The 26,652-nt window shown below is 65.5% G+C and carries 22 protein-coding genes and 1 tRNA gene; 12 read left to right on the top strand and 11 right to left on the bottom strand.

The genetic code is table 11. From position 1 onward, the window contains the following. Positions 1–104: 104 nt before the first annotated feature. Complete coding sequence (locus AABA51_RS05660) at positions 105–989, bottom strand: LysR family transcriptional regulator (protein ID WP_338275271.1); 885 nt, start codon at positions 987–989, stop codon at positions 105–107. A 349-nt stretch (positions 990–1,338) separates the two neighbouring features. Here AABA51_RS05660 and AABA51_RS05655 point away from each other — a divergent pair, with 349 nt between their 5' ends. Then, entirely contained in the window at positions 1,339–7,197 is a 5,859-nt protein-coding gene (locus AABA51_RS05655; RefSeq protein WP_338275268.1) for a calcium-binding protein, read from the top strand. A 78-nt stretch (positions 7,198–7,275) separates the two neighbouring features. On the opposite strand, the gene AABA51_RS05650 is transcribed toward AABA51_RS05655, so the two are convergent. Then, positions 7,276–8,163: a homocysteine S-methyltransferase family protein gene (locus tag AABA51_RS05650; RefSeq protein ID WP_338275266.1), complete on the bottom strand. Its 888-nt coding sequence runs from the start codon at positions 8,161–8,163 to the stop codon at positions 7,276–7,278. 330 nt (positions 8,164–8,493) lie between these two features. Between AABA51_RS05650 and AABA51_RS05645 the strand changes: the two genes are divergently transcribed. Beyond that, complete coding sequence (locus tag AABA51_RS05645) at positions 8,494–8,757, top strand: hypothetical protein (RefSeq protein ID WP_338275263.1); 264 nt, start codon at positions 8,494–8,496, stop codon at positions 8,755–8,757. Positions 8,758–8,787: 30 nt separating this feature from the next. On the opposite strand, the gene AABA51_RS05640 is transcribed toward AABA51_RS05645, so the two are convergent. After that, positions 8,788–8,872: transfer RNA gene (locus tag AABA51_RS05640), tRNA-Leu, on the bottom strand. A gap of 236 nt (positions 8,873–9,108) precedes the next feature. Between AABA51_RS05640 and AABA51_RS05635 the strand changes: the two genes are divergently transcribed. Further along, positions 9,109–9,600 (top strand): Hint domain-containing protein, encoded by a 492-nt coding sequence (locus tag AABA51_RS05635; RefSeq protein ID WP_338275260.1) that lies wholly within the window; start codon positions 9,109–9,111, stop codon positions 9,598–9,600. 8 nt (positions 9,601–9,608) lie between these two features. Here AABA51_RS05635 and AABA51_RS05630 read toward each other — a convergent pair whose 3' ends face one another. Continuing rightward, complete coding sequence (locus tag AABA51_RS05630; protein WP_338276451.1) at positions 9,609–11,144, bottom strand: NAD(P)H-hydrate dehydratase; 1,536 nt, start codon at positions 11,142–11,144, stop codon at positions 9,609–9,611. A 195-nt stretch (positions 11,145–11,339) separates the two neighbouring features. On the opposite strand from AABA51_RS05630, the gene AABA51_RS05625 reads away from it, so the two are divergent. Both AABA51_RS05625 and glnA read left to right on the top strand, forming a co-directional pair. Further along, positions 11,340–11,678 carry a P-II family nitrogen regulator gene (locus AABA51_RS05625; RefSeq protein ID WP_338275259.1) on the top strand — a complete coding sequence of 113 codons (339 nt, stop codon included), beginning with the start codon at positions 11,340–11,342 and terminating at the stop codon, positions 11,676–11,678. An 80-nt stretch (positions 11,679–11,758) separates the two neighbouring features. Further along, complete coding sequence (gene glnA, locus AABA51_RS05620) at positions 11,759–13,165, top strand: type I glutamate--ammonia ligase (RefSeq protein WP_338275257.1); 1,407 nt, start codon at positions 11,759–11,761, stop codon at positions 13,163–13,165. 81 nt (positions 13,166–13,246) lie between these two features. On the opposite strand, the gene AABA51_RS05615 is transcribed toward glnA, so the two are convergent. The 6 genes from AABA51_RS05615 to argS all read right to left on the bottom strand — a co-directional run bounded on the left by AABA51_RS05615 (position 13,247) and on the right by argS (position 18,784). Continuing rightward, positions 13,247–13,438 carry a hypothetical protein gene (locus AABA51_RS05615; RefSeq protein ID WP_338275255.1) on the bottom strand — a complete coding sequence of 64 codons (192 nt, stop codon included), beginning with the start codon at positions 13,436–13,438 and terminating at the stop codon, positions 13,247–13,249. Between the two features lie 99 nt (positions 13,439–13,537). After that, on the bottom strand, positions 13,538–14,212 hold the full coding sequence (scpB, locus tag AABA51_RS05610; protein ID WP_338275253.1) for an SMC-Scp complex subunit ScpB: 675 nt from the start codon (positions 14,210–14,212) through the stop codon (positions 13,538–13,540). Next, a complete protein-coding gene (locus AABA51_RS05605; RefSeq protein ID WP_338275250.1) occupies positions 14,209–15,012 on the bottom strand; it encodes a segregation and condensation protein A in 804 nt (267 codons plus the stop codon). The genes scpB and AABA51_RS05605 overlap by 4 nt, the downstream gene beginning before the upstream one ends. Further along, on the bottom strand, positions 15,005–16,018 hold the full coding sequence (locus AABA51_RS05600) for a glycoside hydrolase family 3 N-terminal domain-containing protein (protein WP_338275248.1): 1,014 nt from the start codon (positions 16,016–16,018) through the stop codon (positions 15,005–15,007). The genes AABA51_RS05605 and AABA51_RS05600 overlap by 8 nt, the downstream gene beginning before the upstream one ends. Positions 16,019–16,025: 7 nt before the next feature. Continuing rightward, positions 16,026–16,955 (bottom strand): SPOR domain-containing protein, encoded by a 930-nt coding sequence (locus AABA51_RS05595; RefSeq protein WP_338275245.1) that lies wholly within the window; start codon positions 16,953–16,955, stop codon positions 16,026–16,028. A 98-nt stretch (positions 16,956–17,053) separates the two neighbouring features. Then, a complete protein-coding gene (gene argS, locus AABA51_RS05590) occupies positions 17,054–18,784 on the bottom strand; it encodes an arginine--tRNA ligase (RefSeq protein WP_338275242.1) in 1,731 nt (576 codons plus the stop codon). A gap of 109 nt (positions 18,785–18,893) precedes the next feature. On the opposite strand from argS, the gene AABA51_RS05585 reads away from it, so the two are divergent. Next, complete coding sequence (locus AABA51_RS05585; RefSeq protein ID WP_338275240.1) at positions 18,894–19,574, top strand: potassium channel family protein; 681 nt, start codon at positions 18,894–18,896, stop codon at positions 19,572–19,574. 165 nt (positions 19,575–19,739) lie between these two features. Here AABA51_RS05585 and AABA51_RS05580 read toward each other — a convergent pair whose 3' ends face one another. Continuing rightward, complete coding sequence (locus AABA51_RS05580) at positions 19,740–20,909, bottom strand: deoxyguanosinetriphosphate triphosphohydrolase (protein ID WP_338275237.1); 1,170 nt, start codon at positions 20,907–20,909, stop codon at positions 19,740–19,742. A 106-nt stretch (positions 20,910–21,015) separates the two neighbouring features. On the opposite strand from AABA51_RS05580, the gene AABA51_RS05575 reads away from it, so the two are divergent. From AABA51_RS05575 to ugpC, 6 genes are all read left to right on the top strand, one after another. Continuing rightward, the gene (locus AABA51_RS05575; protein ID WP_338276449.1) at positions 21,016–21,342 is read left to right on the top strand and encodes an iron-sulfur cluster assembly accessory protein; all 327 of its coding nucleotides are present in this window, start codon (positions 21,016–21,018) and stop codon (positions 21,340–21,342) included. 73 nt (positions 21,343–21,415) lie between these two features. Beyond that, the gene (gene xth, locus AABA51_RS05570) at positions 21,416–22,198 is read left to right on the top strand and encodes an exodeoxyribonuclease III (protein ID WP_338275234.1); all 783 of its coding nucleotides are present in this window, start codon (positions 21,416–21,418) and stop codon (positions 22,196–22,198) included. Between the two features lie 209 nt (positions 22,199–22,407). Continuing rightward, on the top strand, positions 22,408–23,733 hold the full coding sequence (ugpB, locus tag AABA51_RS05565) for a sn-glycerol-3-phosphate ABC transporter substrate-binding protein UgpB (protein WP_338275232.1): 1,326 nt from the start codon (positions 22,408–22,410) through the stop codon (positions 23,731–23,733). Between the two features lie 69 nt (positions 23,734–23,802). Continuing rightward, entirely contained in the window at positions 23,803–24,690 is an 888-nt protein-coding gene (gene ugpA / locus AABA51_RS05560; protein WP_338275229.1) for a sn-glycerol-3-phosphate ABC transporter permease UgpA, read from the top strand. A 13-nt stretch (positions 24,691–24,703) separates the two neighbouring features. Beyond that, the gene (gene ugpE / locus AABA51_RS05555) at positions 24,704–25,552 is read left to right on the top strand and encodes a sn-glycerol-3-phosphate ABC transporter permease UgpE (protein ID WP_338275227.1); all 849 of its coding nucleotides are present in this window, start codon (positions 24,704–24,706) and stop codon (positions 25,550–25,552) included. A gap of 2 nt (positions 25,553–25,554) precedes the next feature. Then, complete coding sequence (gene ugpC / locus AABA51_RS05550) at positions 25,555–26,616, top strand: sn-glycerol-3-phosphate ABC transporter ATP-binding protein UgpC (protein ID WP_338275224.1); 1,062 nt, start codon at positions 25,555–25,557, stop codon at positions 26,614–26,616. The last annotated feature ends 36 nt before the right edge of the window (positions 26,617–26,652 follow it).

Below are 26,652 nucleotides of genomic sequence, written 5' to 3'. Positions count from 1 at the left end.
TGCTGGAAATCATTCAAGGTTCAATATCGTTGTTCCGTTGTTTGATAGAAAAATCAAATGAAACAAAGACGACTCCTGCCCCGTGGAAACCGACATGTGGCGGCTCAGGATGCGGCGAGTTCCGCCGCCTCGGACAGGAGCGCGTCCAGAACCGGGGTATGGGGTTCGCGGTGGGGCGCGACGAGGCCGACGCTGTGTTCGACATGCCCGCCCACGATGGGCACGATGGAGAGCCGTTTGCCCGAGGCAAGAAACCGCGCCATGTCGGCGGGCAGGATCGTGACCCAGCCGCCCTGTTCGACATGGGCGGCCAGGACCACGGTCGAATTCGCCTCGACCAGCGCATCGGGGGTCACATCGGCCTCCATGAAGCACTGGTTGATGATGCGGCGGTTCTGCATGTCGGGGGTGAGCAGGCAGAGCCTTTCGCCCGCGATATCGGCCCAGCTGACCTGCGTCTCGAGGGCGAGCGCATTTTCCGCATGGCAAACAAGCATGTAGCGCTCGGTATAGAGCGGTTGGGTGGTCACGCGGCCCAGCGGTTCATTGTCGAGATAGGACAGGCCCGCGTCGATCTCGAGGTTTTCGAGCATCTTGAGGATCTCGACCGAATTGCGGGACTGGATGGTGAAACGCACCTTGGGATGCCGGTCGGAAAAGCGCGCCGAAAGCTTCGCGGCCCAGGTGAGCGCGGTGGGAATGACCGCCAGCCGCAGATGGCCCGAAAGACCATGGCGGCTGACGCGCATTTCCTCGCGGAAGGTGCGGCTGTCGGCCACCAGCCGCCGCGCCCAGACCAGCGCGCGCGCGCCTTCGGGCGTGAGGCCGCCATAGCGCGAGCCGCGAAAGATGAGCTGGACGCCCAGCATGTCCTCGAGCTGCTTGATCCCGGTGGAAAGTGTCGGCTGCGTGATCCCGAGGCTTTCGGCGGCGCGGCCGAAATGCCCCTCCTTGGCGACGGCGATGAACATTTCGAGCTTGTTGATCATTTGATACGCCTATCGAAGAGCGGGTTCTTGTTCCATGATCTCTATCATACAGGCCCGGATCAGCCCATCCGGAAAGCTTGCGAAAGGGTAAAGAATTCGGCGGAAAGCTTGCGAATGGGTTAATTTTCCGCGCCGTTTCTTGCCAAATCCCTGCCGCGACGGCGCATCGTCAACACTCCGGCAAGGGATGGGTGCAGGCGCTGCAGGATCACCGGTCGAAGACGGCCTGCGAGGGTCAAAAATCGTTGGACCGGGCCCACCGCCTATTGTATCGAAAGCGGCAATGGCGACTATCTTTAGATGGTCGCCTTTTGCAAGGTAACGATTTTTCCAGTGTGGAGCATAGACGATGCCGACATTCGTGCTGCGTGGGGTTTCCTTTTCGACCGATGGCGTTCCGGAGTTCCACGGACCGACGAATCTGACGATCACCCTGCCCGAGGGTCAGAGCTCCACCTATACCTATGGTCCCCCTGTCCCCGGCAGTGATTTCGTGCCTGCCGCGGTCTTTGGCCCGGAAAGCCCGCCCATCTATGTCCGCCCCTATGGCGAGGATGAGGCGGATGACGTGTTCTTTGCCCTTGCGACCCTAGACGACGGCAGCACGCTGACGATTCTCGTGATCACGGACAGTTCCGCCGGACGGGACAACCTGTTCATCCTGCAAAGCAGCGATCCGGCTTTTGCCCTTCCTGATAACCCTCTGGAACTGGCCGCGCTCGAGGCGAGGATCGACACCTTCACGCAGATCACCTCCGGCCCCTTTGCGCCCGGCGCGCCCATCGATTTCTCGCTGGTCCGGCCCCAGACGCTGATCTCGACCACCGACGATGACCTGTGGATCGGGACGGACGAGGACGAGGCCTTCAATGGCGGGGTCGGCAATGACACGCTCGATGGCGGCGCGGGCGATGACAGCATTATCGGCGGTGCGGGAAATGACAGCCTGATCGGCGGTGCGGGGTTTGACCGCCTCGATTACCGGGATGCGACCGGTTCCGTCGTGATAGACCTTGTCGCTGGCACCGCAACCGGGGCTGCGGGCAATGATACGGTGTCGGGCTTCGAGGATATCATCGGCGGTGCCTTCGACGATACGATCATCAGCAATACCACCGGCTTTACCTGGCTGAATGGCGGCGCGGGCAACGACCGTCTTGTAGGGGCCGGTGGCATATCGCTGGCCGATTATTTCAACGCGCCGGGCGCGGTATCGGTCAATCTCGGGCTTGGGACGGCCTTGGATGGTCAAGGCGGCACGGATACGCTTGTCGACATCGACGGTGCCTTTGGCAGCGATGAATTCGACGACACGCTCATCGGATCGTCCGATGACAACAGATTCTGGGGTCTTGGCGGCAACGATTCGATCGATGGCGGCGCGGGGGACGATGTCGTTTCCTATTTCTACGCGCAGGAGGCGGTTGACGTAGACCTTGAGGCCGGCACGGCGAGCGGCGAAGGCACCGACACGCTGGTCAGCATCGAAGACGTGTTCGGCTCCTATTTTGACGACACGCTTCGGGGCACGGAGGGCGGCAATGCCATCGTGGGCCTGCTCGGGAATGACCTGATCGATGGGCGGGGCGGCGACGATTCAATCCGAGGCGACGCGGGCAATGACAGTATCGCGGGCGGCGACGGCAATGACACGCTCGATGGCGGGACGGGCGATGACAGCCTTGATGGCGGGGCGGGCGATGACCTGCTGATCGGCGGTGGCGGGAACGACACCATCGAGGGCGGCGAGGGATCGGATACGCTCCGGATCGACGGGAATATCGGGGATTACACCATCGAGGTGGCGGAAGGCGTCTGGACCGTCACGGGCGGTGGCGACACGCTGATCCTGACCGGGGTCGAGTTCATCGAGTTCAACGCCGACGAGACGGCGGTTCTGGCTCCCGCGCCGACGGACCCGACCGGGACCGAGGGCAACGACACGCTCATCGGCACCGAGGGCGCCGATACGATGGCGGGCCTGGGCGGCGATGACGTGATCTTTGGCGATGCCGGGGATGACAGCATCGAGGGCGGCGCGGGCGATGACCAGCTGATCGGCGATGCGGGCAATGACACGCTGTTGGGTGGCACCGGGGCGGATACGCTGGAGGGCGGACAGGGCGATGACCTGATCGACGGCGGCGAGATCACGGACCGGAGCCCCGACAGCGAGGATGGCAATGCCGTCTCCTATTTCTCGGATACCGGGACGAATGGGGTGCTGGTCGATCTGGCGGACGAGACCGCCACGGATGGCTGGGGCGGCACCGATACGCTTCTCAACATCAACGGCGTCGGCGGCTCGGGGCGCGACGACACGCTTCTGGGCGATGACTTCGGCAACTTCTTCATCGGTGCAGAGGGCAATGACAGTATCGACGGTCGCGGCGGGCTGGATTTCGCGGTCTATGACCTGCTGTCCACGGGCGGTGTGCTGGTCGAGCTGGCCTCGGGCCGGGCGCGGGACAGCTGGGGCGGCACCGACACGCTGGTCAGCATCGAAGGGGTGATCGGATCGCGCTTTGACGACACGATCATCGGGGATGAGGGCGACAACATCCTCGAGGGGCTCGACGGGGATGACAGCATCGATGGCGGTGCGGGGAATGATTACCTCGAAGGTGGGCTTGGCGACGACACGATCGAGGGCGGCGAGGGCTCGGATACCTTGCGGATCGAGGGGCTGCTGGCGAGCGGGAATTACAGCATCGAGACCGGCGAGGGTGCCGCGACGGTGACGAATACCGAGACCGGCGAGGTCGATATCCTGACCGGGGTGGAAGTCATCGAATTCGACGACGGCACGGTCGAGGTGCCGCCCGCGGCCCCGACCGCGACGGAGGGCGACGACAGCCTGACCGGCACGGCGGGTAATGACAGCATCGACGGGCTGGGCGGCGATGACACGATCGACGGCGGCGACGGGGCGGATGATCTCATCGGCGGCGAGGGCAATGACAGCCTGACGGGTGGCCTTGGCGACGACAGCCTGACGGGCGGCGCCGGAGACGACACGCTGGCCGGCGACGTGGGCAATGACACGCTGATCGGAGGCGATGGCCTCGACCTGCTCACGGGTGGCGAGGGCAACGACAGCCTCGACGGCGGGCTGGGCAGTGACGTGTTGTTTGGCGGAGAGGGCAGTGACAGCCTTTCCGGTGGCGAGAGTGCCGATTGGCTCGAAGCCGGAGGGGGTGATGACAGCCTCGATGGCGGGGATGGCCATGACGACCTGTACGGTGGCCAGGGCCATGACACGCTGATCGGCGGGGCGGGTCACGATATCATCCAAGGCGAGGCCGATGACGACAGTCTCGACGGCGGGCTGGGGGATGATGATCTCTATGGTGGCACCGGCGATGACTTGCTCGATGGGGGCAGCGGGTCTGACATGCTTTATGGCGAAGAGGGCGATGACACGCTGATCGGGGGCGACGATTTCGACTCGCTCGAGGGTGGCGTGGGTCACGACAGTCTCGACGGCGGCGCGGGTGACGACACTCTCGACGGCGGGTCGGGCGACGACATCCTCGATGGCGGGGAGGATGATGACGAACTCCTGGGCGATGCCGGGAATGACACGCTGATCGGCGGCGATGGCATGGACTGGCTCGACGGTGGTGAGGATCACGACAGCCTCGATGGTGGGGCGGACAGTGATATTCTCTATGGCGGGCCAGGCGATGACAGCCTCGAGGGCGGCAGCGAGAATGACACGCTCTACGGGGATTCGGGCAATGACACGCTGATCGGCGGCGATGGTTCGGACAGGCTCGAGGGGGGCGAGGATCACGACAGCCTCGAGGGCGGCAGCGGGCTTGACACGCTCTATGGCGATGCGGGCGATGACGTGCTGATCGGCGGCGACGGGATCGACACGCTGCTCGGCGGCGCGGATAACGACAGCCTTTACGGCGGGGCGGGCGATGACCTGCTCAATGGCGGGACCGGCGATGACAGCGTCGATGGCGGTGAGGGCGATGACGACATCTTTGGCAACGATGGCAATGACACGCTGATCGGGGGCGCGGGTGACGACATCCTCGACGGCGAGGCCGATGACGACAGTCTCTCCGGCGGGCTGGGCTTTGACGAGCTCTATGGCGGGGCGGGTGATGACAGCCTCGATGGCGGCAGCGACGATGACTACCTGTACGGCGACGATGGCGATGACACGCTGATCGGCGGCGAGGGTTGGGACACGCTTGCCGGGGGGGCTGACCAAGACAGCCTCGATGGGGGCGCGGGCGATGACAGCCTTGATGGCGGTGACGGCGATGACACGCTGTTCGGCGGGGCGGATGAAGACCAGCTCTTTGGCGGGGCGGGCACAGACAGCCTCGACGGCGGGGCGGAGGCTGACGACCTGTCGGGTGGGGACGGCGATGACATCCTGTTCGGGGGGGCGGGTGAGGACTTCCTCGAAGGAGGTGCCGATCACGACAGCCTCGACGGCGGGATCGGAAATGACCTGCTTTATGGCGGGACAGGTGACGACACGCTCGATGGCGGGATACAGAATGACATGCTCTTTGGCGAGGAGGGCAATGACACGCTGATCGGGAACGCAGGCTTTGACCTGCTCGATGGCGGCGAAGGGAACGACAGCCTCGACGGTGGGGCGCTGGCGGATTTGCTTTACGGCGATAACGGCAGTGACACACTGGCCGGGGGCGATGGCAACGACCTGCTCGACGGCGGCGACGGCGACGACATCCTGATGGGCGACGATGGCAACGATCGCATGTTCGGCGACGACGGCAATGATACGTTGGAGGGTGGCACAGGCAATGACTGGGTCGTCGGCGGTTGGGACGAGGATAGCCTGACCGGCGGGGACGGTGACGACCTGTTGGTCGGTGACGCGGGCAACGACACGCTGGAGGGCGACGAGGGCAACGACACGCTTCTGGGCGGTTTCGAGGAGGACAGCCTCTATGGCGGGGCTGGCGATGACAGCCTCGATGGTAGCTTCCAGGACGATGAACTTGAGGGCGGGACCGGACAGGACACGCTGGATGGCGGCAGCGGCAACGACACGCTGCGGGGCGATGCGGGCGATGACAGCCTGATGGGCGGGGCGGGCTTTGACCTGCTCGAGGGCGGCGACGGCCACGACAGCCTTGATGGTGGTGCCCATGCCGACCGGCTCTATGGCGAGATCGGCAATGACACGCTGATCGGCGGCGATGGCAACGACCTGCTGGACGGCGGCGAGGACGACGACAGCCTGTCGGGAGACGAGGGCCACGACCGTCTGACAGGCGGGGACGGCAATGACACGCTGGACGGCGGTGCGGGCGATGACTGGCTTTTCGCCGGTCTGGATGATGACAGCCTGATCGGCGGGGACGGTGACGACCTGTTGGTCGGCGACGCGGGCAGTGACATGCTGGAGGGCGACGAGGGCAACGACACGCTTCTTGGCGGGTTGCAGGACGACAGCCTTGTCGGCGGGGCTGGCGATGACAGCCTCGATGGTGGCTTCCAGAACGATGCGCTGGAGGGCGGGATCGGCCAGGACACGCTGGACGGTGGCAGCGGCAACGACACGCTAGAGGGCGATGCGGGCGATGACAGCCTGATGGGCGGGGCGGGCTTTGACCTGCTGGAGGGCGGCGAGGGCGACGACAGCCTTGATGGCGGAGCTCATGCCGACTGGCTCTATGGCGAGATCGGCAATGACAGGCTGATCGGGGGCGATGGCAACGACCTGCTCGACGGCGGCGACGGCGATGACAGCTTGCTGGGCGATGATGGCCGCGACCGCCTGTTCGGCGGGGATGGCAATGACAGGATGGATGGCGGTGCGGGCGATGACCGGCTCTTGGCCGGTATCGGGCGCGACCTTGTGCTCGGGGGCGAAGGCGATGACCTGCTTTATGGCCAAGCCGGGTTCGACACGCTGGAGGGCGGTACGGGTGACGACCGGCTGTTCGGCGGGGCCAACTGGGATGTCTTTGTCTTTGCCGATGGCAATGGCGCGGACACGATCGAGGATTTCGATGCGAGGAACCGTTTCGAGCGGATCGATCTGTCGGGTGTCACCGATCTGGACGGCTTTGCCAATTACGACGCCTTGCTTGCCGATGGCCGGGTCACGACCGTGTCGACGGGTGTGCTGATCGACACGGGATCGGGGAATTCGATCCTGTTGGCGGGGGTGGATATCGCCGATCTGGACAATGGCGATTTCATCTTCTGACGCTTGTCCGACGCGGTCATGACAAGAAGAAAGGGCGGCCTGTCGGGCCGCCCTTTCGCGTTCGGGACCGGGTTTGGGTCAGGCGCGCAGGCCCGCCGCGCGCAGGCGGGCGTCGATTTCGGCGATATGGGCGGGGCCGGTTTCGCAGCAGCCGCCGATGATCGTGGCGCCCTGGTCGATCCAGCGCATCGCGTGATCGGCATAGGCGGCCGGGCCCATGTCGCGCCGCGCGGTCAGGGTGTCGGAGGTGGGGCGGGAGGCGAGAAACGCCTTGGTGATCTGGGTGAAGCCATTGGCATAGGCCCCGAAGGGCAAGTCGCCGCGGGCAAAGATGGCGAGGGCTGCGGGCATCGCCTCGGGGGCGGAGCAATTGGCCAGCACCGCCGAGGCGCGCCCCGACAGCAGCGGCAAAAGGCCCGCGACATCCTCGCCCGAGCGGAGTTTCGTGCCGTCCTCGTCATCGAGCGTCACGGACAGCCAGACCGGCCTGCCCTGCCCCTCTGCCGCGGTGAGGGCCGCATCGGCATGCAGAAGCGAGGCCACGCTTTCAAAGAGGATCAGGTCCACCCCGTCCGACAAGATCCCCACCATTTCGGCATAGAGCGGCACGGAGGTCGCGAGATCGGGGTGCATGTCGGGGCGGTAGGTGGCGCCAAGGGGACCGATGGAGCCTGCGATCCGGCCCCTGCCATGGGCGGCGCGGGCGGCCTGCGCCTCGGCCAGGGCTGCGGCGTGGAGGGGGGCGAAGAGATGTTCGAGCCCGTCGGGCGCAAGCCTGTCGCGGTGGATCGCATAGCTGTTGGTGGTCGCGATATCGGCCCCGGCGGCGAAGTAATCGGCATGGACCCCCTGCAGGAGGCCGGGGTGATCCATCATGGCGCGGGTGGACCAGAGCGGCGTGGGCTTGTCGCCCGCGCGGGCCACCATTTCCTGTCCTATGCCGCCGTCCAGAAGGGTTATCGTCATCGCAAGCTCCGTGAAAGGAATGGGTGGGTGCGGGGCTTGTGACCCCGCATGCCGGTTTGGCCCCTTGATCGGACGGGGCATGGCCGAGTTCAACGGGAAAATCCGGCCTGTGCCGCGGTGATGCGGCAAGACAGCCGCAGATGGCAGGCAGAATGCGGGTTTCGCGGCGCAACAGGTCTTGAGCAACGGCGCGGGGGGTGGCATGGGCGATGCGGCCCGCCGCTGTGCTGGCCGGCGCAAGCCATGGACGGATCGCGGCGGGCCTTTCTTACTCAAACGATATTTCGACATTTGACAAAACGATTTTTGAACCTTGGGCCTGGCACGGCCTTGTTGGCTTGCGCGCTTGTGCTGGCGGGCTGCCGCCACGAGGAAGCGGCCTGTGCAGCGGCGCTGATCTCCGAGCTGGAGACCGCGCATGCGCAGACCGTCGCGGCGGGGCAAGCGGCGGAGGATGCGATGGACCGTTACCGGCTGTTCCTGACGCAGGTGCTGATCCAGGGCGATATCGAGCGCGTGGAGATGCTGCTGCAGTCGCGCGCGACGGATGTGTGCGATTTCAGCGTCGTGAACCGGCGGCTGCGGCGCGACTAGGGCGCGCCCTGCCCCGGAGGATCGGGGGCATGGTGCGGGTGAAGGGACTCGAACCCCCACGCCTTGCGGCGCCAGAACCTAAATCTGGTGCGTCTACCAGTTCCGCCACACCCGCAACGGGGAGCGATCTAGCAGAGGCGGCAGAGCGGCGCGAGGGTGAAAATCGCCCGCAGGGCGGGTCATCGCGGCCCGACAGGCACCGGTCCGGCACGGGGCCATAGGTATTCGGGCAACAGTTCGGGCGGTGATGCGGCCAGGGCCTGATTTTCGTTGTGCGCATGGAAAGGTCCGGGTTACCTTTTTCCCATAACAAAGGGCGCGAAAAGCGTCCGTGACCGAGCAGGTTTCGACATGACAGACATAATCTCTCTCGCAGCGGGGCTGCGGGCGGATGGCGTGGGTGCAGGTGCGCCCATGGCGATCGCGCCCGGAACGCCTGTGCTGACCCTCGACGGTGCGCTGCCGGTCGAGCATCTCTATCCCGGCGACAGGGTGGTGACGCGTCACGGCGCGCGCGCGCTGGAGGCGCTGGATCGCGTGACGCTGGCTGCGGGCACGGCCATCGTGCAGATCGCCAAGAACGCCCTGGGCGGACGGCCCGAGCGCGATCTTTGGCTGCCTGCGGCGCAGCGGCTGGTGATCCGCGATTGGCGGGCCAATGCGCTCTATGGCCAGGCGCAGGTCTGCATCCCGGCAGGGCAATTGGTCGATGGCGAGTTCATCCGCCTGTCGGTGCTGGACGAGGATGTCACGGGCTTTGCCCTGCGGTTCGGCAGGCCGGAAGTGTTCTATGCCGATGGGCTGGAGCTGGCATCGGCGGATGCGCTGACCATTCCCGCCTGAGGGCGGCTTTATTCGACAAGCTTGCGCAGGATCGCGGGCAGGGTTTCGGGCAAATCCTCGGCGATGAGGCCGGGGCCGAAGTGGCGCGCGGTTTCCACGTGGAGCCATGCGGCGGCGGCGGCGGCCTGAAACGGGTCGAGCCCGCGCGCCAGAAGCCCGGTGATGAAGCCGGCCAGCACATCGCCCGCCCCCGCCGTCGCAAGCCAGGGCGCGGCGCGGTCCCCGGTGGCGGCATGGACGGCGCAGCGGCCCGTGTGATCGGCGATGATCGTATCGCGCCCCTTGAGAAGCAGGGTGCAGCCCGCCCGCGCGGCGGCGGCAAGCGCGGCCTCGACCCGGCCAAAGGCGGGGCCATGGGTGGGCCTATCGGCGAGGTGCGCCGCCAGATCGGGAAAGAGCCGCGCGAATTCGCCATCATGGGGCGTCAGGATCACGCCCGGATGCAGGCGGGCGAAAAGCGCCGGGGGATCATCGGCAAAGGCTGTCAGCGCATCGGCATCGAGCACGAGGGCGCGGGGTGCGGCAAGGGCCACCGGCACGAGGGCGCGGGCCCGGTCGAGGCCGAGCCCCGGCCCGAGGCAGAGCGCGTTCAGGCGTCTGTCCGCCAGCAATTCGGCACAGGCGGCCGCGTCGGGGATGTCGCGCAGCATGATCGCGGTGAGCTGGGCCGCGCATTCGGCCATGGCCTCGGGCGGGGCGGCGAGGGTCACGAGCCCTGCCCCGATCCGAAGTGCTGCGCGCGCGGCCAGTCGTGCGGCCCCGCTCTGCCCCTGCCCGCCTGAAAACACCAGCGCATGGCCGTGATCGTATTTGTGCCCCGGCGGCTTGAGGATCGCGCCGGGTGCGGGCGGGCCGACGAGGCGGAGGGGATCGGGCGTGTCGGAGGCCCCTGCCCCTGCCCCGAGGCCGATGTCGGCCACGGCGAGCGCGCCGCACAGATCGGGGCCCGCGCCCAGCACATGCCCGCGCTTGGCGGCGTGGAAGGTCACGGTCAGATCGGCGCGAAAGGCGGTGGCGCTGCCATCGGCGGCGGCCAGCACCCGGCCGGAATCAGCACAAAGCCCCGAGGGGATATCGACCGCGACCCGGCGCCAATGGGCGAAATCGGCCTGATCGAGGGGGGCCAGCACGTCTTGTGCCAGGTCCGGGCCGAGACCGCGTGTGAGACCCGTGCCGAAAAGCGCGTCGATGATCACGCCCGTGCCGCCGCGCAGATCGGGTGGCGCGGTCATCGGCAGGGGTTTGACCGCGCCGAGATCGGACCAGAGCGCGTGGTTGGCAGCGGCATCGGGCGGCAGGCGGGCCGGATCGCCGAGGAAAAACAGCTCCACATCCCAATGCCAGCGGGCGAGCAGGCGAGCGATGACGAAACCGTCGCCGCCATTGTTGCCCGGACCGCAGAGCACGATGGCGCGGTTGGGCGCCCGGGCAAGATCGGGCCAGTGCGCAAGAAGCGTTTCGACCACCCGGCGACCGGCGGTTTCCATCAGCGCGCGCCCGGTCGCGCGACCGCTGGCGATCACCGCCTGTTCGGCCGCGCGCATCTGGGCGGCGGTCAGAAGCAGGTCGGGAGGGGTGGTTTTCAAACTGCTCATTTCTTATGCGTCATGCCCAATATTTTTGCTGCGCAGGTGGAATCCCGCTGCTCCATCCCGATCCCGGAACGCTAGCGCATGGACGCCCCCCCGTGAAAGTGCTGTCAGGGGTCCGCGTGCACTGTCGAGGAGGCGGAGAGACCAATGAAAAAGATCGAAGCGATCATCAAACCCTTCAAGCTCGACGAGGTGAAGGAAGCTCTCCAGGACATCGGCATCCAGGGTCTGAGCGTGACCGAGGTCAAGGGCTTTGGCCGTCAGAAGGGCCACACGGAACTTTATCGCGGTGCGGAATATGTCGTCGACTTCCTGCCCAAGGTGAAGATCGAGGTGGTGTTGTCCGACGATATGCTGGATGCCGCCATCGAGGCGATCATCGATGCGGCCAAGACCGACAAGATCGGCGACGGCAAGATCTTTGTCTCGGATATCGCGCAGGCGATCCGCATCCGCACAGGGGAATCGGGCGACGACGCGCTGTGAGCGCGCGCTGACCCAGAGAAACAGGTCCGCGCCATTCCGCACGGGCCAGACACAGACCACTACGTCAAGGGAAGGTCACGATGAGCAAAGAAGCATTCCTGAAACTCATGAAGGACGAAGGGGCGGAATACGTCGATATCCGCTTCACCGATCCGCGCGGCAAGCTGCAGCACGTGACGGTCGTCGCCGATCTGGTCGACGAGGATTTCATCGACGAAGGCTTCATGTTCGACGGCTCGTCGATCGCAGGCTGGAAGGGCATCGAAGCCTCCGACATGAAGCTGATGCTCGACACGTCGAGCGCCTATGTCGATCCGTTCTACGCCGAAAAGACCATCTGCGTGCATTGCAACGTGGTCGAGCCCGACACCGGCGAAGCCTATAACCGCGATCCGCGCGGCACGGCGCTGTTGGCCGAGGCCTATCTGAAGTCCACCGGCATCGGCGACGCGTTCTATTGCGGCCCGGAAGCCGAATTCTTCGTCTTTGACGACGTGCGCTACGCCGTGACGATGAACAAGGTGTCCTTCGAGGTCGACGCCGTCGACGGCGCGTGGAACACCGACACCGAATACGAGATGGGCAACACCGGCCACCGTCCCGGCATCAAGGGCGGCTATTTCCCGGTCAACCCGATCGACCCCGGCCAGGACCTGCGGTCCGAGATGCTGTCCACGATGAAGCGGATGGGCATGAAGGTCGACAAGCACCACCACGAGGTGGCATCGAACCAGCACGAGCTGGGCCTGATCTTCAGCACGCTGACCAAGCAGGCCGACGAGCTGCAGAAGTACAAGTACGTCATCCACAACGTCGCCCATGCCTATGGCAAGTCGGTGACCTTCATGCCCAAGCCCATGGCGGGCGACAACGGCACCGGCATGCACGTGAACATGTCGATCTGGAAGGACGGCAAGCCGCTGTTCGCAGGCGACAAATACGCCGACCTGTCGGACGAGGCGCTCTATTTCATCGGCGGCATCCTGAAGCATGCCAAGTCGCTGAACGCCTTCACCAACCCGTCGACGAACAGCTACAAGCGTCTGATCCCCGGCTTCGAAGCCCCCGTTCTGCGCGCCTATTCGGCCCGCAACCGGTCCGGCTGCGTGCGTATTCCGTGGACGGAAAGCCCCAAGGCCAAGCGCGTCGAGGCCCGTTTCCCCGATCCGTCGGCGAACCCCTACCTCGCCTTTGCGGCCCTGCTGATGGCGGGTCTGGACGGTATCCAGAACAAGATCCACCCGGGCGACCCGTCGGACAAGGACCTGTACGATCTGCCCCCCGAGGAGCTGGCAGGCATCCCCACCGTCTGCGCATCCTTGCGCGAGGCGCTGGAAAGCCTGGAAGCCGATCACGACTACCTCATCAAGGGCGACGTGTTCACCAAGGACCAGATCGAAGCCTACATGGCGCTCAAGTGGGACGAGGTCTATGCCTTCGAGCACACCCCGCACCCGATCGAGTACAAGATGTACTACAGCTGCTGATCGCAGTCACAGACCACGGGAAACGGGCGCCACGGGCGCCCGTTTTTCGTTTCGGCCTCGGGATTTTGGCAAGAAGGCCGTTCAGAACCGCCCGAAGCGGCGCAGGAGGCGGAAGGCCTGTTTCGCGCGCTGGCCGCCCTGCCGCAGCTGCGCCTGTTGTTCGGGCGTCGCATCGGGACGGTCGCGCGTCATCCGGCGGACGCCTGCGTCGATGCCACGGTTGAGGATCTGGTTGATCGCGCGGCGAAGGATCATCGTGATCATTCGGTCCATGTCTTGCACCCCTTTGCCCTGCCCGTCTTGTCGCGGGCGCTGCCTGTCGGCGGATGCGGGCGGGATTACACCGCGATTGCGGCAAAATTCCGGACGGGATCAGTAATCGTCGTCGTTTTCGGGCAGATGGGCCTCGGCATCGTCGTCGAACATGTCGCCCGTCGAATCGTCGCGCGGGGCCTCGGCATCGGCGCCGTCGGGGGGACGGCTTTCGAGAAGCCCCGCCTCGCGCAATTCCTTGAGGCCCGGCAGGTCGCGGGCGCTTTCGAGCCCGAAATGATCGAGGAAGGCCTGGGTCACGACATAGGTGACGGGGCGGCCCGGGGTCATGCGCCTGCGGCCGAAGCGCACCCATTCCAGTTCGATCAGCTGGTCGACGGTGCCGCGCGAGACCGTCACGCCGCGGATCTCCTCGATCTCGGCGCGGGTGACGGGCTGGTGATAGGCGATGATCGCGAGCGTCTCGATCGCGGCGCGGCTGAGTTTGCGGGTCTCGACCGTTTCGCGCGCCATGAGAAAGCCCAGATCGGCCGCCGTGCGGATCGCCCAGGCATCGCCCACGCGGGTCACCTGCACGCCCCGCCCCTCGTAGCGGCGGCGCAAAAGCTGCACGGCCTCGGCCGGGTCGCAGCCATGGGGCATGCGCGCCTCCATCTCGGCGAGCGTCAGGGGGTCGGCGGAGGCGAACAGCATCGCCTCGACCATGCGTTCCTGTTCGGCCAAGGGCGGCGCGCGAAAGAGGCTGTCGCCCCGGCTCTCGGGTGCATCGCTCATCTGTCGTCCCTGCGGCGGAGTTCGATGGGGGCGAAGGTTTCGGTCTGGCGGATCTGCACGCGGCCCGCCTTGGCCAGTTCGAGGGCGGCGGCGAAATTGGCCGCCGTGGCCGAGCGGCGGCGCTTGGGATCGGCCTGCCAGCCATCGGGAAGATAGCTCATCAGGTCGGTCCAGTCGCCCGCGTAGCCGATCAGGCCGCGCATGCGGTCGAGCGCCTCTTCCATGGTCAGGACGCTGTCGCGGTCGAGCACGAAGGGGCGGAAATCGTCGCGGGTGCGGATGCGGGCATAGGCCTGCATCAGGTCGAGAAGACCCGCCGTATAGGTGATGCGCTTGGCGGTCGTCATCTGTTCGGCGGCGCCACGGGGAAAGCGGTCCTGGAACAGGCGGTCGCGCGCCATCAGCTTGGCCGCGCAATCGCGCATGGCGGCAAGGCGTTCGAGCTGGAAGGCGAGATAGGCGGCCATCTCCTCGCCCGATGGTCCCTCTTCGGTCGGGTCGGGCGGCAGGAGGAGGCGGGATTTGAGAAAGGCGAGCCAGGCGGCCATCACGAGGTAATCGGCGGCCAGTTCGATGCGCAATTCGCGCGCCTGTTCGATGAAGGCGAGATATTGCTCGGTCAGTTGCAGGATGGAGACGCGGCGCAGGTCGACCTTTTGGGTGCGCGAGAGCGTGAGCAACAGGTCGAGCGGCCCCTCGAACCCGTCGACATCGACGATCAGCGCCTCGGCCGCGCGGCGCGAGGCGACGGCATCCCATTCGGGGCTTTCGTCATTGGCGGCGATGGGCCGATCAGCCATAGACCTCTCCGTCCAGAAGATCGGCAAGGTCGGCCTCGGCGGCCTCGATGTCAAGCGGCGCAGGCGCGTGGCGGAGGGCCAGCGCGGCGTCAGCGCGTTGCAGGGGCAGGCCTGACAGCGTGCCCGATTGCGCCACGACCTGTTCCATCTCGGGGCGTTCGCCGTTGCAATGCAGGATCAGGTCGCAGCCTGCCGCCCGCGCGCGCGCGGCCCGTTCCCCGATGGGACCGGGCAGCGCCCCCATGGACAGGTCATCGGTCATGAGCGCGCCCTGAAAGCCCAGATCCTCGCGGATCAGGCGGATCATGTCGGGGGACAGCGTGGCGGGCAGTTCGTCGCCCAAGGCCTCGTAGACGATATGGGCGGTCATGCCCAAGGGCAGGTCGCAGAGCGGGCGGAAGGCCGCGAAATCGACGCGGCGGAGTTCCTCGAGGGGCGCGGTGACGCGGGGCAAGGTCAGGTGGCTGTCAACCTCGCCCAGACCGTAGCCGGGCAGGTGTTTGAGGACCGGCAGCACGCCGCCTGCCAAAAGCCCTTCGGCGACCGCGCGGCCCGCGCCGATCACGGTGTCAGGCTCGGTTCCGTAGAGGCGGTTTTTCAGGATCGGATGGGTCGTGTCGCGCGCCACATCGGCCAAGGGCATGCAGTTCACATCGATGCCGACGCTGCGCAATTCATGCGCGATGAGGCGGGCGCGCAGGCGCATCGCGCGGGCGGCGCGCAAGGGGCCTGCCTGTGCCATCTGGTCGAGCGCGGGACGCCATTGCCGCCAATGCGGCGGGCGCATCCGCTGGACCCGCCCCCCTTCCTGGTCGATCAGGATGGGCGCATCGCGGCCCAAGGCGGCGCGCAGATCGGAGGTGAGCGCCAGAAGTTGCGTCGGATCCTCGATGTTGCGGGCGAACAGGATGAAGCCCCAAGGCTGCGCCTCGGAGAAAAAGCGCGCCTCGTCGGGGGAAAGGCGGGGGCCTTCGCAGCCGAGGATGGTGGCGGAAACCCCGGCCATCGGCGCGCTACCGGACCGTGACGGGAATGCAGGGCGCGTTCTGGGCCATCAGGACGGCGCAGAAGCGGCGGGAGGCGGCGAGATCCTCGAACCCATGGGCGCGCAGCCGGAAGAAGGCGGAACCGCCGGAGGTGGCTTCCTCGATCACGCGGGCGCGGCCTGCGAAGTAATCGGGAAAGCGCGCCGCGAGCCTGTCCCATTCGCTGCGTGCGATCTCGGGGCTGTCGAAGGCCCCGAGCTGGACAAGCCGGGTGCCGGTCGAAAGCTCGGCGGGGGCGATTTCATTGACCGCACCGGTGGCGGCGCGGGAGGTGGAGGAGGTGACGGTGGCACGGGCGCGGATCGCCTCGGGCCGGGTCGCGGGCCGGAGCGAGCGCGCGGGACCGGGAACTGAGGCCGGGATGACCTGCGGGGCGGGCGCGGGATCGGCAGAGGGCGCGGCCACAGGCGCGGCCTGTTCCATCAGGCGTTCGATCAGGGCCTGGGTGCCCGCGCTGACGGCTTCGGGCGTGGGCAAGGGTGCCTCTGCCGCGCTGGCGGCCTGGTCGGGCATGGCGGGCGCGGAGGCGGAGGCAAGCGCCACGACATCGAGATCGACCGGCGGGGGCGCAAGGATCAGGCGGTCGGGGACCGGTGCGGCCTCGGCCCCTTCGGCGATGCGGTTGACGGCAAGGCCCTGATGCTCGGCCTGCGTGCCGCCGGGATCGGCGGGGGGCACGCGCATCGGCCCTTCGAGGGCGCGGATGACGGGCACGCCGGACAGATCCCGCATGGTGAGCTGATAGGCCCAGATGCCCATGCCGATGACCAGACCAAGCGACACGAAGGCCCCGGCCCAATTCACCAGCGTTCCGATGCGGGGCGTGCCGTCGGAAAATGTCCCGTCGCGATGGGGCGCGTGCGCCTCATCCGTTTGGGAATAGTCGTAATCCGCCATGACCTGCCATGCCTGTTCCTGCCGCCCGGGACGACCTGCACGGGTCGCCTCGGGGCCTTAGACTGTCTCGATCCGGCCGGTGGAAGGTCTTGAACGCCTTACATCTTGTCGGCCGGTGTGACCCCAAGAATACCAAGACCGTTGGAAATGACAATCGCAACGGACCGGATCAGGGCCAGTTTGCCCCGGCTTGTGGCAGGATCGTCCTCTTGCCAGAAGCGCAGCGCGGGTTCGGCGTTGCCCTTGTTCCACAGCGCGTGGAATTCCGAGGACAGGTCATAGAGGTAGAAGGCCACGCGATGGGGCTCGTGCGTCTGGGCCGCGCTTTCGACAAGGCGCGGCCATTCGGCGAGCTTTGCCACCAGGGCAAGTTCGGCGGGATCGGCGATCACGGACAGGTCGTCGGGGCCGCCGGGGGCGACGCCCGCCTCGGCCGCGCGGCGCAGCACGGACTGGATACGCGCATGGGCATATTGCACGTAGAAGACCGGATTGTCCTTGGATTGCTCGCGCACCTTGTCCACGTCGAAATCCAAGGGCGCGTCGTTCTTGCGGGTGAGCATGACGAAGCGGGTGACATCGGCCCCCACCATCTCGACCACGTCGCGCAGCGTGACGAAAGTGCCCGCGCGCTTGGACATCTTGAGTTCCTGATCGCCACGCTTGAGCTTGACGAGCTGGGTCAGCTTGATGTCCAGCGGCACGCGATTGCCCGAGAGGGCTGCCACCGCCGCCTTCATCCGCTTGACGTAGCCGCCGTGATCGGCACCGAAAATGTCGATCAGCTCGTCGAAGCCGCGCGTGATCTTGTCGTAGTGATAGGCGATGTCGGGGGCGAAATAGGTCCAGGCCCCGTCCGATTTCATCACCGGGCGGTCCACGTCATCGCCGAAATCGGTCGATTTGAACAAGGTCTGGCTGCGCGGTTCCCAATCTTCGGGGGTCTTGCCCTTGGGCGGTTCCAGCACGCCCTCGTAGATCAGGCCCTTGGCGCGCAGATCGTCGAGTGCTGCCTCGATCCGGCCGGTACCGTAGAGGGATTTCTCGGAATAGAACACGTCCATCTCGACGCCGAGCGCCTTGAGGTCCGCGCGGATCAGGTCCATCATGCGGTCGGTGGCGAAATCGCGCACCTCGGCCAGCCATACCCCTTCATCTTTCCCCAAATATGCATCGCCCACGGCGTCCTTCAGCGCGCGGCCGACCTCGATGAGATAGTCGCCCGGATAGGTGCCGTCGGCAAAGGCCACCTCTTGCCCATGCGCCTCGAGGTAGCGGAGATAGACCGAGCGCGCGAGGACATCGACCTGCGCGCCGCCGTCGTTGATGTAATATTCGCGGGTGACGTCATGGCCGGTGTAATCCAGAAGGCTGGCCAGCGCATCGCCAAAGACCGCGCCGCGCGTATGGCCCACGTGCAAGGGCCCGGTCGGGTTGGCCGAGACATATTCGACATTGACCCGCCGCCTCTGCCCCATCGCGGACCGGCCATAGGCCGCGCCCTGGGTCAGGATGGCGGCCACGACACCGCGCCAGGCATCGGGGGTGAGCCGCAGGTTGAGAAAGCCCGGGCCCGCCACTTCGGCGCTGGCGATGCGGGGGTCGAGGGCGAGTTTGCCTGCCAGCGCCTCGGCGATGTCGCGGGGCTTCATGCCCGCGGGCTTGGACAGGACCATCGCGGCATTGGTCGCCATGTCGCCATGCGCCGCATCGCGGGGCGGTTCCACCGCCACATTCGCGCGGTCGAGACCCGCGGGCAAAGCCCCCTCGGCCTCGAGCGCATCAAGCGCGGTCAGAACGGCGGCATGGATATCGGCGAACAGCGTCATGGCAAAACCTTCCCAGTCTATGTTAGCCGTTTAGCAATGGCATGGGCGAGGTCAACAGCCGCGATGTCGGCCCATGCGGTGGTGTGACGAGTATCGAGGGATGTCTTCGATGTCGGGCTGGTTCAGGAACTGGACCGTGGCGGGTGCTTTTGCCTGCGTGCTGATCGGCGCGGCCCTGGCGAACCAATCGCTGATGTGGCTGCCGTGGCTGAGCGACCCATCCGACTGGGTCGGGGCGATCTTGATCGGCATTTCGCTTGGCTACCTGATCCTTCTGGTCGTGGTCTTGCCGGCGGTGGCACAGAATGCATCGCTCCAGATCGGCGAATTGCTGCTTCGGCTGGTCGTGTCATCGGTTTTGACGATCACGGCCTATGCCTATGTCTATCTGCTGCAGGGCGTGCAAGGCCCGGGTGAAGACGCGGCTTCGGCCCTCACGACGCTTTATTTCTCGATGGTTACCTTTGCGACGCTTGGCTATGGCGACATCTCGCCCCAAGGCCCGATCTTGCGGTTGGTTGCGGCTTTTCAGGCCATTGTCGGCAACCTGCACCTCGGGCTTTTCGCCGCCGCAGCCTTTTTCCTGCTGCAAGACGGGTTGCTGCGGGGAAATCCGACGCAAGACGATCCGGGCCATGATCCGGAAAGACCCCCGGTGCCAGCCGCACCGGCAGATGCGCGGACCAAAGATCAAGGCAAGGGGACGACGACCCCGTCGACCGGGGACGAGGCTTCCAGTCCGTCAGCCGACGAAACCGATGGCAAGAACGATCAAGACCCCCACAGGTAGCAGGAAGGCGTATTTGTTGAGCCGCTGCTCCAGCTTGCTGGATCGGTCCGAGAGCCGTCTTGCATGTTCACGCATCCGGTCACCTTCGCGCTGCTGGGGGGCGCTGTATTGCATGGCTGAAAGATAGACCAACCCAACGAAATATTCAACTCCGACAGTCCGGTTTCAGACAGGCAAGCGGTTTTCCCGGGATGCCGCCCCGAACACCCGGGCATGGGTCTGGAGCGCGAAACGATCGGTCATGCCGGAGATGTAATCGCACACGATCCGGGCAAGGGCGGTTTCGTCGCCCGACACCTCCTCCACATCCTTGCGCCATTGCTTGGGCAATTCATCGGGATGGGCGATGAAATGGGGGAAGAGGTCATGGACCACCGCCGTCACCTCGCGCCGCATCTCGACCACGGCGGGGGCGCGGTACATGCGGTGGAAGAGGAAGTCGCGGATCACCTTGAGATCGTCGAAGACGGGTTTCGAGAAACGGATGATGGGGCGGCCCGCCGCGCGGATATCGGCTGCATCGCGAGGCGCAAGCGCGGCAAGCTCGGTCCTTGCATAGGCGATCACATCCTCGACCAGCACGCCGAAAAAGCGGCGCAGCGCCTCGTGGCGGCGGCGGTAATAGTTGAGGCCGGGATAGAGGCGGTCGACCTCGGCGAAGCAGGCATCGAGGATGGGGAGTGCGGCCAGTTCGTCGGTCGAGAAGAGTTCCGCGCGCAGACCGTCGTGCAGGTCGTGGTGGTTGTAGGCGATGTCATCGGCGATGGCCGCGACCTGCGCCTCGGCGCTGGCATGGGTCGAAAGCTCCAGATCGACGGTTTCGCAGCAGGCGGCCAGCGCCCAGTGGATGGGTGGCGTCACTGGACCATTATGCTTGGCGATGCCTTCGAGGGTTTCCCAGCTGAGGTTCAACCCGTCGAATTCGGCGTAATGGCGTTCGAGATGGGTGACGATGCGGATCGCCTGCGCGTTATGGTCGAAGCCGCCATGGGGGGCCATGAGCGCCTGAAGCGCATCCTCGCCCGTATGGCCGAAGGGGGGATGGCCAAGGTCATGGGCCAGCGCCACGGCCTCGGTCAGGTCCTCGTCCAGGCCCAGCGCGCGGGCGATGGTGCGGGCCACCTGCGCCACTTCGATGGAATGGGTCAGGCGGGTGCGGAAATAATCGCCCTCGTGTTCGACGAAGACCTGCGTCTTGTGCTTGAGGCGGCGAAAGGCGGAGGCGTGGATGATCCGGTCGCGGTCGCGCTGGAACGGCGAGCGGAAGGTGCTTTCTTCCTCGGGCACGCGGCGGCCACGGGTCTGGGTGGGGTCGCAGGCAAAGGGCGCGCGCATCGCATCGGTTCCGGTTCTTGTCCGTTGTTGCGGGGTTCATATATGCTGGGGAGAAGAATTGCGACAGCGCCCCGAAGGAATGCCGCCCATGTCCATGTCCCTCACCCTGACCGTGCCGCCCAAGGTGACCGAGCGGGCCTTTGCCCGGCTGGCCGAGATCAACGAGGCCGCAGGCGAGGCGCGCGCGCTGCGCGTGGCGGTCGAGGGGGGCGGCTGTTCGGGGTTTCAATACGAGATCAAGCTCGACGATCCCACGAGCGATGACCTGGTGCTGGAGGGGCTGGGCCAGAAAGTGGTGGTGGACAGCGTCTCCCTGCCGTTCCTCGCCGATGCGGTGATCGATTTCACGGAAGAATTGATCGGGGCGCGGTTCACGATCCAGAACCCCAACGCGACATCGTCTTGCGGGTGCGGCACCTCCTTCTCGATGTGAGGGAGGGGGGCGATGTGACCTTGCCCCCCTGCCCTGCCCCGTGTGAAAACCGGGGCAAACGGGGGACAGGGCCATGAAGATCGCGACATTCAACATCAACGGCATCAAGGCGCGGATCGAGGCGTTGAGCGATTGGCTGGCCGCCTTCCAGCCCGATGTGGCGCTGTTGCAAGAGATCAAGTCGGTCGACGAAGGCTTTCCCCGCGAGCATTTCGAGGACATGGGCTACCGGGTGGAAACCCATGGCCAGAAGGGCTTCAACGGGGTCGCGATCCTGTCGAAACTGCCGCTGGAGGATGTGAGCCGGGGTCTGCCCGGCGATGCGGAGGACGAACAGGCGCGCTGGATCGAGGCGAGCGTGATCGGGGATACCCATGCCGTGCGGGTCTGCGGGCTGTACCTGCCCAACGGGAACCCCGCGCCGGGGCCGAAATACGACTACAAGCTCGCATGGATGGCCCGGATGGAGGCCCATGCCAAAAGCCTGCTGGCCCAGGAGATGCCGCTGGTTCTGGCGGGCGATTACAACGTGATCCCGCAAGACGAGGATGCGGCCAAGCCCGAAGCCTGGCGCGCGGATGCGCTGGCGCTGCCGCAAAGCCGGGCGGCGTTCCGGCGGATCGTCAACCTTGGCTTTACCGAGGCGATCCGGGCGCGGACGCAGGCACCGGGGCTCTATTCCTTCTGGGATTACCAGGCAGGCGCCTGGGAGCGGAACAACGGCATCCGCATCGACCACCTGCTGCTCAGTCCGCAAGCCGCCGATCTGATGCGCGATGCGGGCATCGAGAAGGACGTGCGGGGGCGGGAAAAGCCCTCTGACCACGTGCCGGTCTGGATCGATCTGGCGGCCTGAAACGGGCCGATCCTTGCAAGTGAAAAAACTTGTGCGCGGGCTTTGACCTTTTGGTTGATTTTCGACCCGACGTCATGTCTCAATCCGGCTCGGGGTGTAACACACCTGTCACAAAAGAGCGTTAAGCGCCGCGCGGAGGGGATGCCACGAAGGCCCCTTTCGTTTCCTGACCGACACATGCGCCGGGTGACCGGCCGGAGGAGAAACATATGAAATTCCGTCATTTCGCTGCGGCCAGCGCCGTCAGCGTCATCGCACTGAGCACCCATGCGGGCGCGCAGACCCAGATCGACTGGTGGCATGCCATGGGTGGCGAACTGGGCGAAAAGACCGAGGCGCTTGCGACCGCCTTCAACGCGACCCAGAGCGAATTCGTCGTCGTCCCGTCCTATCGCGGCTCCTACGCGGAAACGATGACCGGGGCCATCGCGGCCTTCCGTGCGGGCGAGCAGCCCGATATCGTCCAGGTCTTCGAGGTCGGCACCGGCACGATGATGGCGGCCGAAGGCGCGATCGTTCCCGTCTACCAGCTGATGGCCAATGCGGGCGTCGATTTCGACCCCTCGGCCTTCCTGCCCGCCGTTGTCGGCTATTACACCGACCCCGAGGGCAACATGCTGTCGATGCCGTTCAATTCGTCGACGCCGATCCTCTACTACAACCGCAACGTCTTCGAGGCGGCGGGTCTTGACCCCAACACCCCGCCCACCACCTGGGCCGAGGTCGAGGCATTCTCGCGCCAGATCGTGTCGTCGGGCGCGGCCCCTTGCGGCTTCACCTCGCGCTGGGTCAGCTGGGCGCAGCTGGAAAACTTCTCGGCCTGGCACAACCAGCAGATCGGCACGCTGCAAAACGGCTTTGGCGGTCTGGAAACCGAGTTGACCTTCAACGGTCCGGTGCAGGTGCGCCATTGGGAGAACCTTGCACGCTGGGAAGACGAGGGCCTGTATCGCTATGCGGGTCCCGGCGGCGGCAATGATGCCGGCCCGTCCTTCTACTCGCAGACCTGCGGGATCATGATGGAATCTTCGGCAGGCCGCGCAGGCGTGATGGCCAATGCCACCGATTTCGAAGTCGGCTTCGGCATGCTGCCCTATTACGACGACGTTCCGGGCGCGCCGCAGAACTCGATCATCGGCGGCGCGACGCTGTGGGTTCTGGCGGGCGGTTCGGAAGAAGAGCAGCGCGGCGTGGCCGAGTTCTTCAACTTCCTCTCCTCGCCCGAGGTTCAGGCGCAGTGGCACCAGGACACGGGCTACCTGCCGATCACGCAGGCGGCCTATGAGCTGAGCCAGGCGCAGGGCTATTACGAGGCCAACCCCGGCGCGGACACCTCGATCCGGCAAATGACGCTGAACCCGCCGACCGACAATTCGCGCGGTCTGCGCTTCGGCAACTATGTCCAGATCCGCACCGTCATCGACGAGGAATTCGAGCGCCTGCTGTCGGGTGCCGTCGATGCACAGGGCGCGCTGGATGCCGTGGTCGAGCGTGGCAACGCGCTGATCCGCGACTTCGAGGATGCCAACGGCTGAAGCCGCTGACCTGACGACCGGCCCGCGCCGCAAACCTTTTGGCGCGGGTCTTTGCACCTTGGGGGCGAGATGCAGACCAAACGCACGATTTTCGGCAACAAGGGCCTGCCCTATCTGTTGCTGGCACCGCAGCTGATCATCACCGGCATCTTCTTTCTGTGGCCTGCCGCACAAGCCGTGCGCCAATCCTTTCTGCGCGAGGATGCGTTCGGGCTGAATTTCACCTTCGTGGGCCTGCGCAATTACGAGCGGCTCTTGGACAGCCCCGAATATCTGAACGCGATCAAGGTGACGGTGATCTTTTCGATCTCGACCGTGATCCTCGCGCTGGGTGTGTCGCTGGTGCTGGCCTTGGCCGTGGACCGGATGATCCGGTCGGGGCGGGCCTATACGACGCTTCTGGTCTGGCCCTATGCGGTGGCCCCTGCGGTGGCGGGCATTCTGTGGTGGTTCATCTTCAACCCCACGATCGGGATCATGCCCTATATCCTGGAAAACTGGTTCGGCTATGACTGGAACCATCTGCTGACGCCGTCGGATGCGATGATCCTTGTGGTCGTGGCCGCCGCGTGGAAGCAGATCAGCTACAATTTCCTGTTCTTCGTGGCAGGGCTGCAATCCATCCCCAATAGCTTGCGCGAGGCCGCCGCGATCGACGGCGCGGGGCCGTTCAAGCGGTTCTGGACCATCACCTTGCCGCTCTTGTCGCCGACGACCTTTTTCCTGTTGGTCGTCAACATCGTCTACACGCTGTTCGAGACCTTCGCCGTGATCGACGCCACGACCGAAGGGGGGCCTGCACAGGCCACCAATATCCTTGTCTACAAGGTGTTCCGCGACGGGTTCGTCGGCCTGAACTTCGGCTCGTCGGCGGCGCAATCGGTGATCTTGATGGGCCTTGTGATCGTTTTGACCGTGATCCAGTTCCGCTTCGTGGAACGGCGCGTGACCTACTGAGGGGGGCAAGGACATGGTCGAAAATCAACGCTGGCTTGACTACCTGGCCCATGCCGTCCTGATCCTGGGCGTCGTGATCGTGGCCTTTCCGGTCTATGTGGCAGTCATCGCCTCGACGCATGAGCCGACGGCCTTCACCTCGGGGACCATCCCGCTCTTGCCGGGGGCGAACGCGGTCGAGACCTATTCGGGCGTCTTCGAGGGCGGTATCGCCGCGCAGATGTCGGTGCCCATCGGGGTGATGCTGACCAATTCGATGATCATGGCGCTGGCCATCGCGTTCGGCAAAATCGTCATCTCGATCCTGTCGGCATTCGCCATCGTCTATTTCCGCTTTCCGTTCCGGGTGCTGGCCTTCTGGATGATCTTCATCACGCTGATGCTGCCCGTTGAGGTGCGGATCGTGCCGACCTTCGAGGTGATCTCGAACCTCAACATGCTGAATTCCTACACCGGCCTGACCGTGCCGCTGATGGCATCGGCCACGGCCACCTTCCTGTTCCGGCAGGTGTTTCTGACCATCCCCGACGAGATGATGGAAGCCGCCCGGATCGACGGGGCGGGGCCGATGAAATTCTTCAAGGACATCCTCTTGCCGATGTCCCAGACCAATATCGCGGCCTTGTTCGTGATCCTCTTCATCTATGGCTGGAACCAGTATCTCTGGCCCATCCTTGTCACGACCGATGACAGCTACCAGACCATCGTCGCGGGCATCAAGCGGATGGCCGATGTGGTCGACAGCGAACCCTTGTGGAATTCCATCATGTCGGTGACCGTGCTGGCCATGCTGCCACCCGTCGCCGTCGTCATCTTCATGCAGAGGCTTTTCGTGAAGGGCCTTGTGGACAGCGAGAAATAACCATGGCCGAGCTGAAACTGAGAAACGTGGGCAAAACCTATGCGGGCGGCGTCAGCGCGGTGCGCGGGGCCTCGGTCGATATCGCGGATGGGGAATTCATCGTGCTGGTCGGCCCCTCGGGCTGCGGGAAATCGACGATCCTGCGGATGATCGCAGGGCTCGAGACGATCACGGAGGGCGAGGTCGAGATCGCGGGTCGGGTCGTGAACAAGCTCGAACCCGCCGAACGCGACATCGCCATGGTGTTCCAGAATTACGCGCTCTACCCCCACATGTCCGTGCGCAAGAACATGGAATACGGGCTGAAGAACAAGGGCACGCCGCGCCCCGAGATCGACCGGCGCATCGCGCAGGCCGCGGCCACGCTGCAGATCGAGAAATTTCTCGACCGCAAGCCGCGGCAATTGTCGGGCGGTCAGCGCCAGCGCGTCGCCATGGGGCGGGCCATCGTGCGCGAACCGGCGGTGTTCCTGTTCGACGAGCCCTTGTCGAACCTCGACGCCAAGCTGCGCACCCAGCTGCGCGCGGAATTGAAGGACCTGCACCGCCGTCTGGGCGCGACATTCGTCTTCGTGACCCATGACCAGGTGGAGGCGATGAGCCTTGCCGACCGGATCGTGATCATGTCCGAGGGCAAGATCGAACAGATCGGCACGCCGATGGACCTTTATGAACGGCCCGCGAGCCGCTTTGTCGCGGAATTCATCGGGGCGCCGCCGATGAATGTCTTCGAACTGGGCACGCCAGCCGGTCAGGCCATCGCGGCGCTGGCGGGCGGCGCGCCTGCGGGGGCCGTGGCGGCGGGTGTCCGGCCCGAAACGCTGCGGATCGGACGCGAGGGCCCCGAGGCCGAAGTGGTGCTGGTCGAAGCGCTGGGGGCCGAGACGCTGGTGCATCTGCGGATGGGCGAGGATCGGCTGATCCAGCGCGACGGTCACGCAAGCCGGGTGCGCGAGGGCGACAGCCTGCGGCTGTTCGCGGAGCCCGAGACGGTGCTGTTTTTCGACCAGGCTGGCCGGTCGATGGCGCAGCATGCGCAACCGGCGCTGAGCGTGGTGGAGTGAGGCGGGAAACCTCGAGGTTTCCCACCCGAAAAACCC

Origin of the sequence: Roseicyclus marinus (genome assembly GCF_036322625.1) — a bacterium.
Taxonomy (GTDB): domain Bacteria; phylum Pseudomonadota; class Alphaproteobacteria; order Rhodobacterales; family Rhodobacteraceae; genus Roseicyclus; species Roseicyclus marinus_A.
This window is presented reverse-complemented; position numbering and strand designations above follow the sequence as displayed.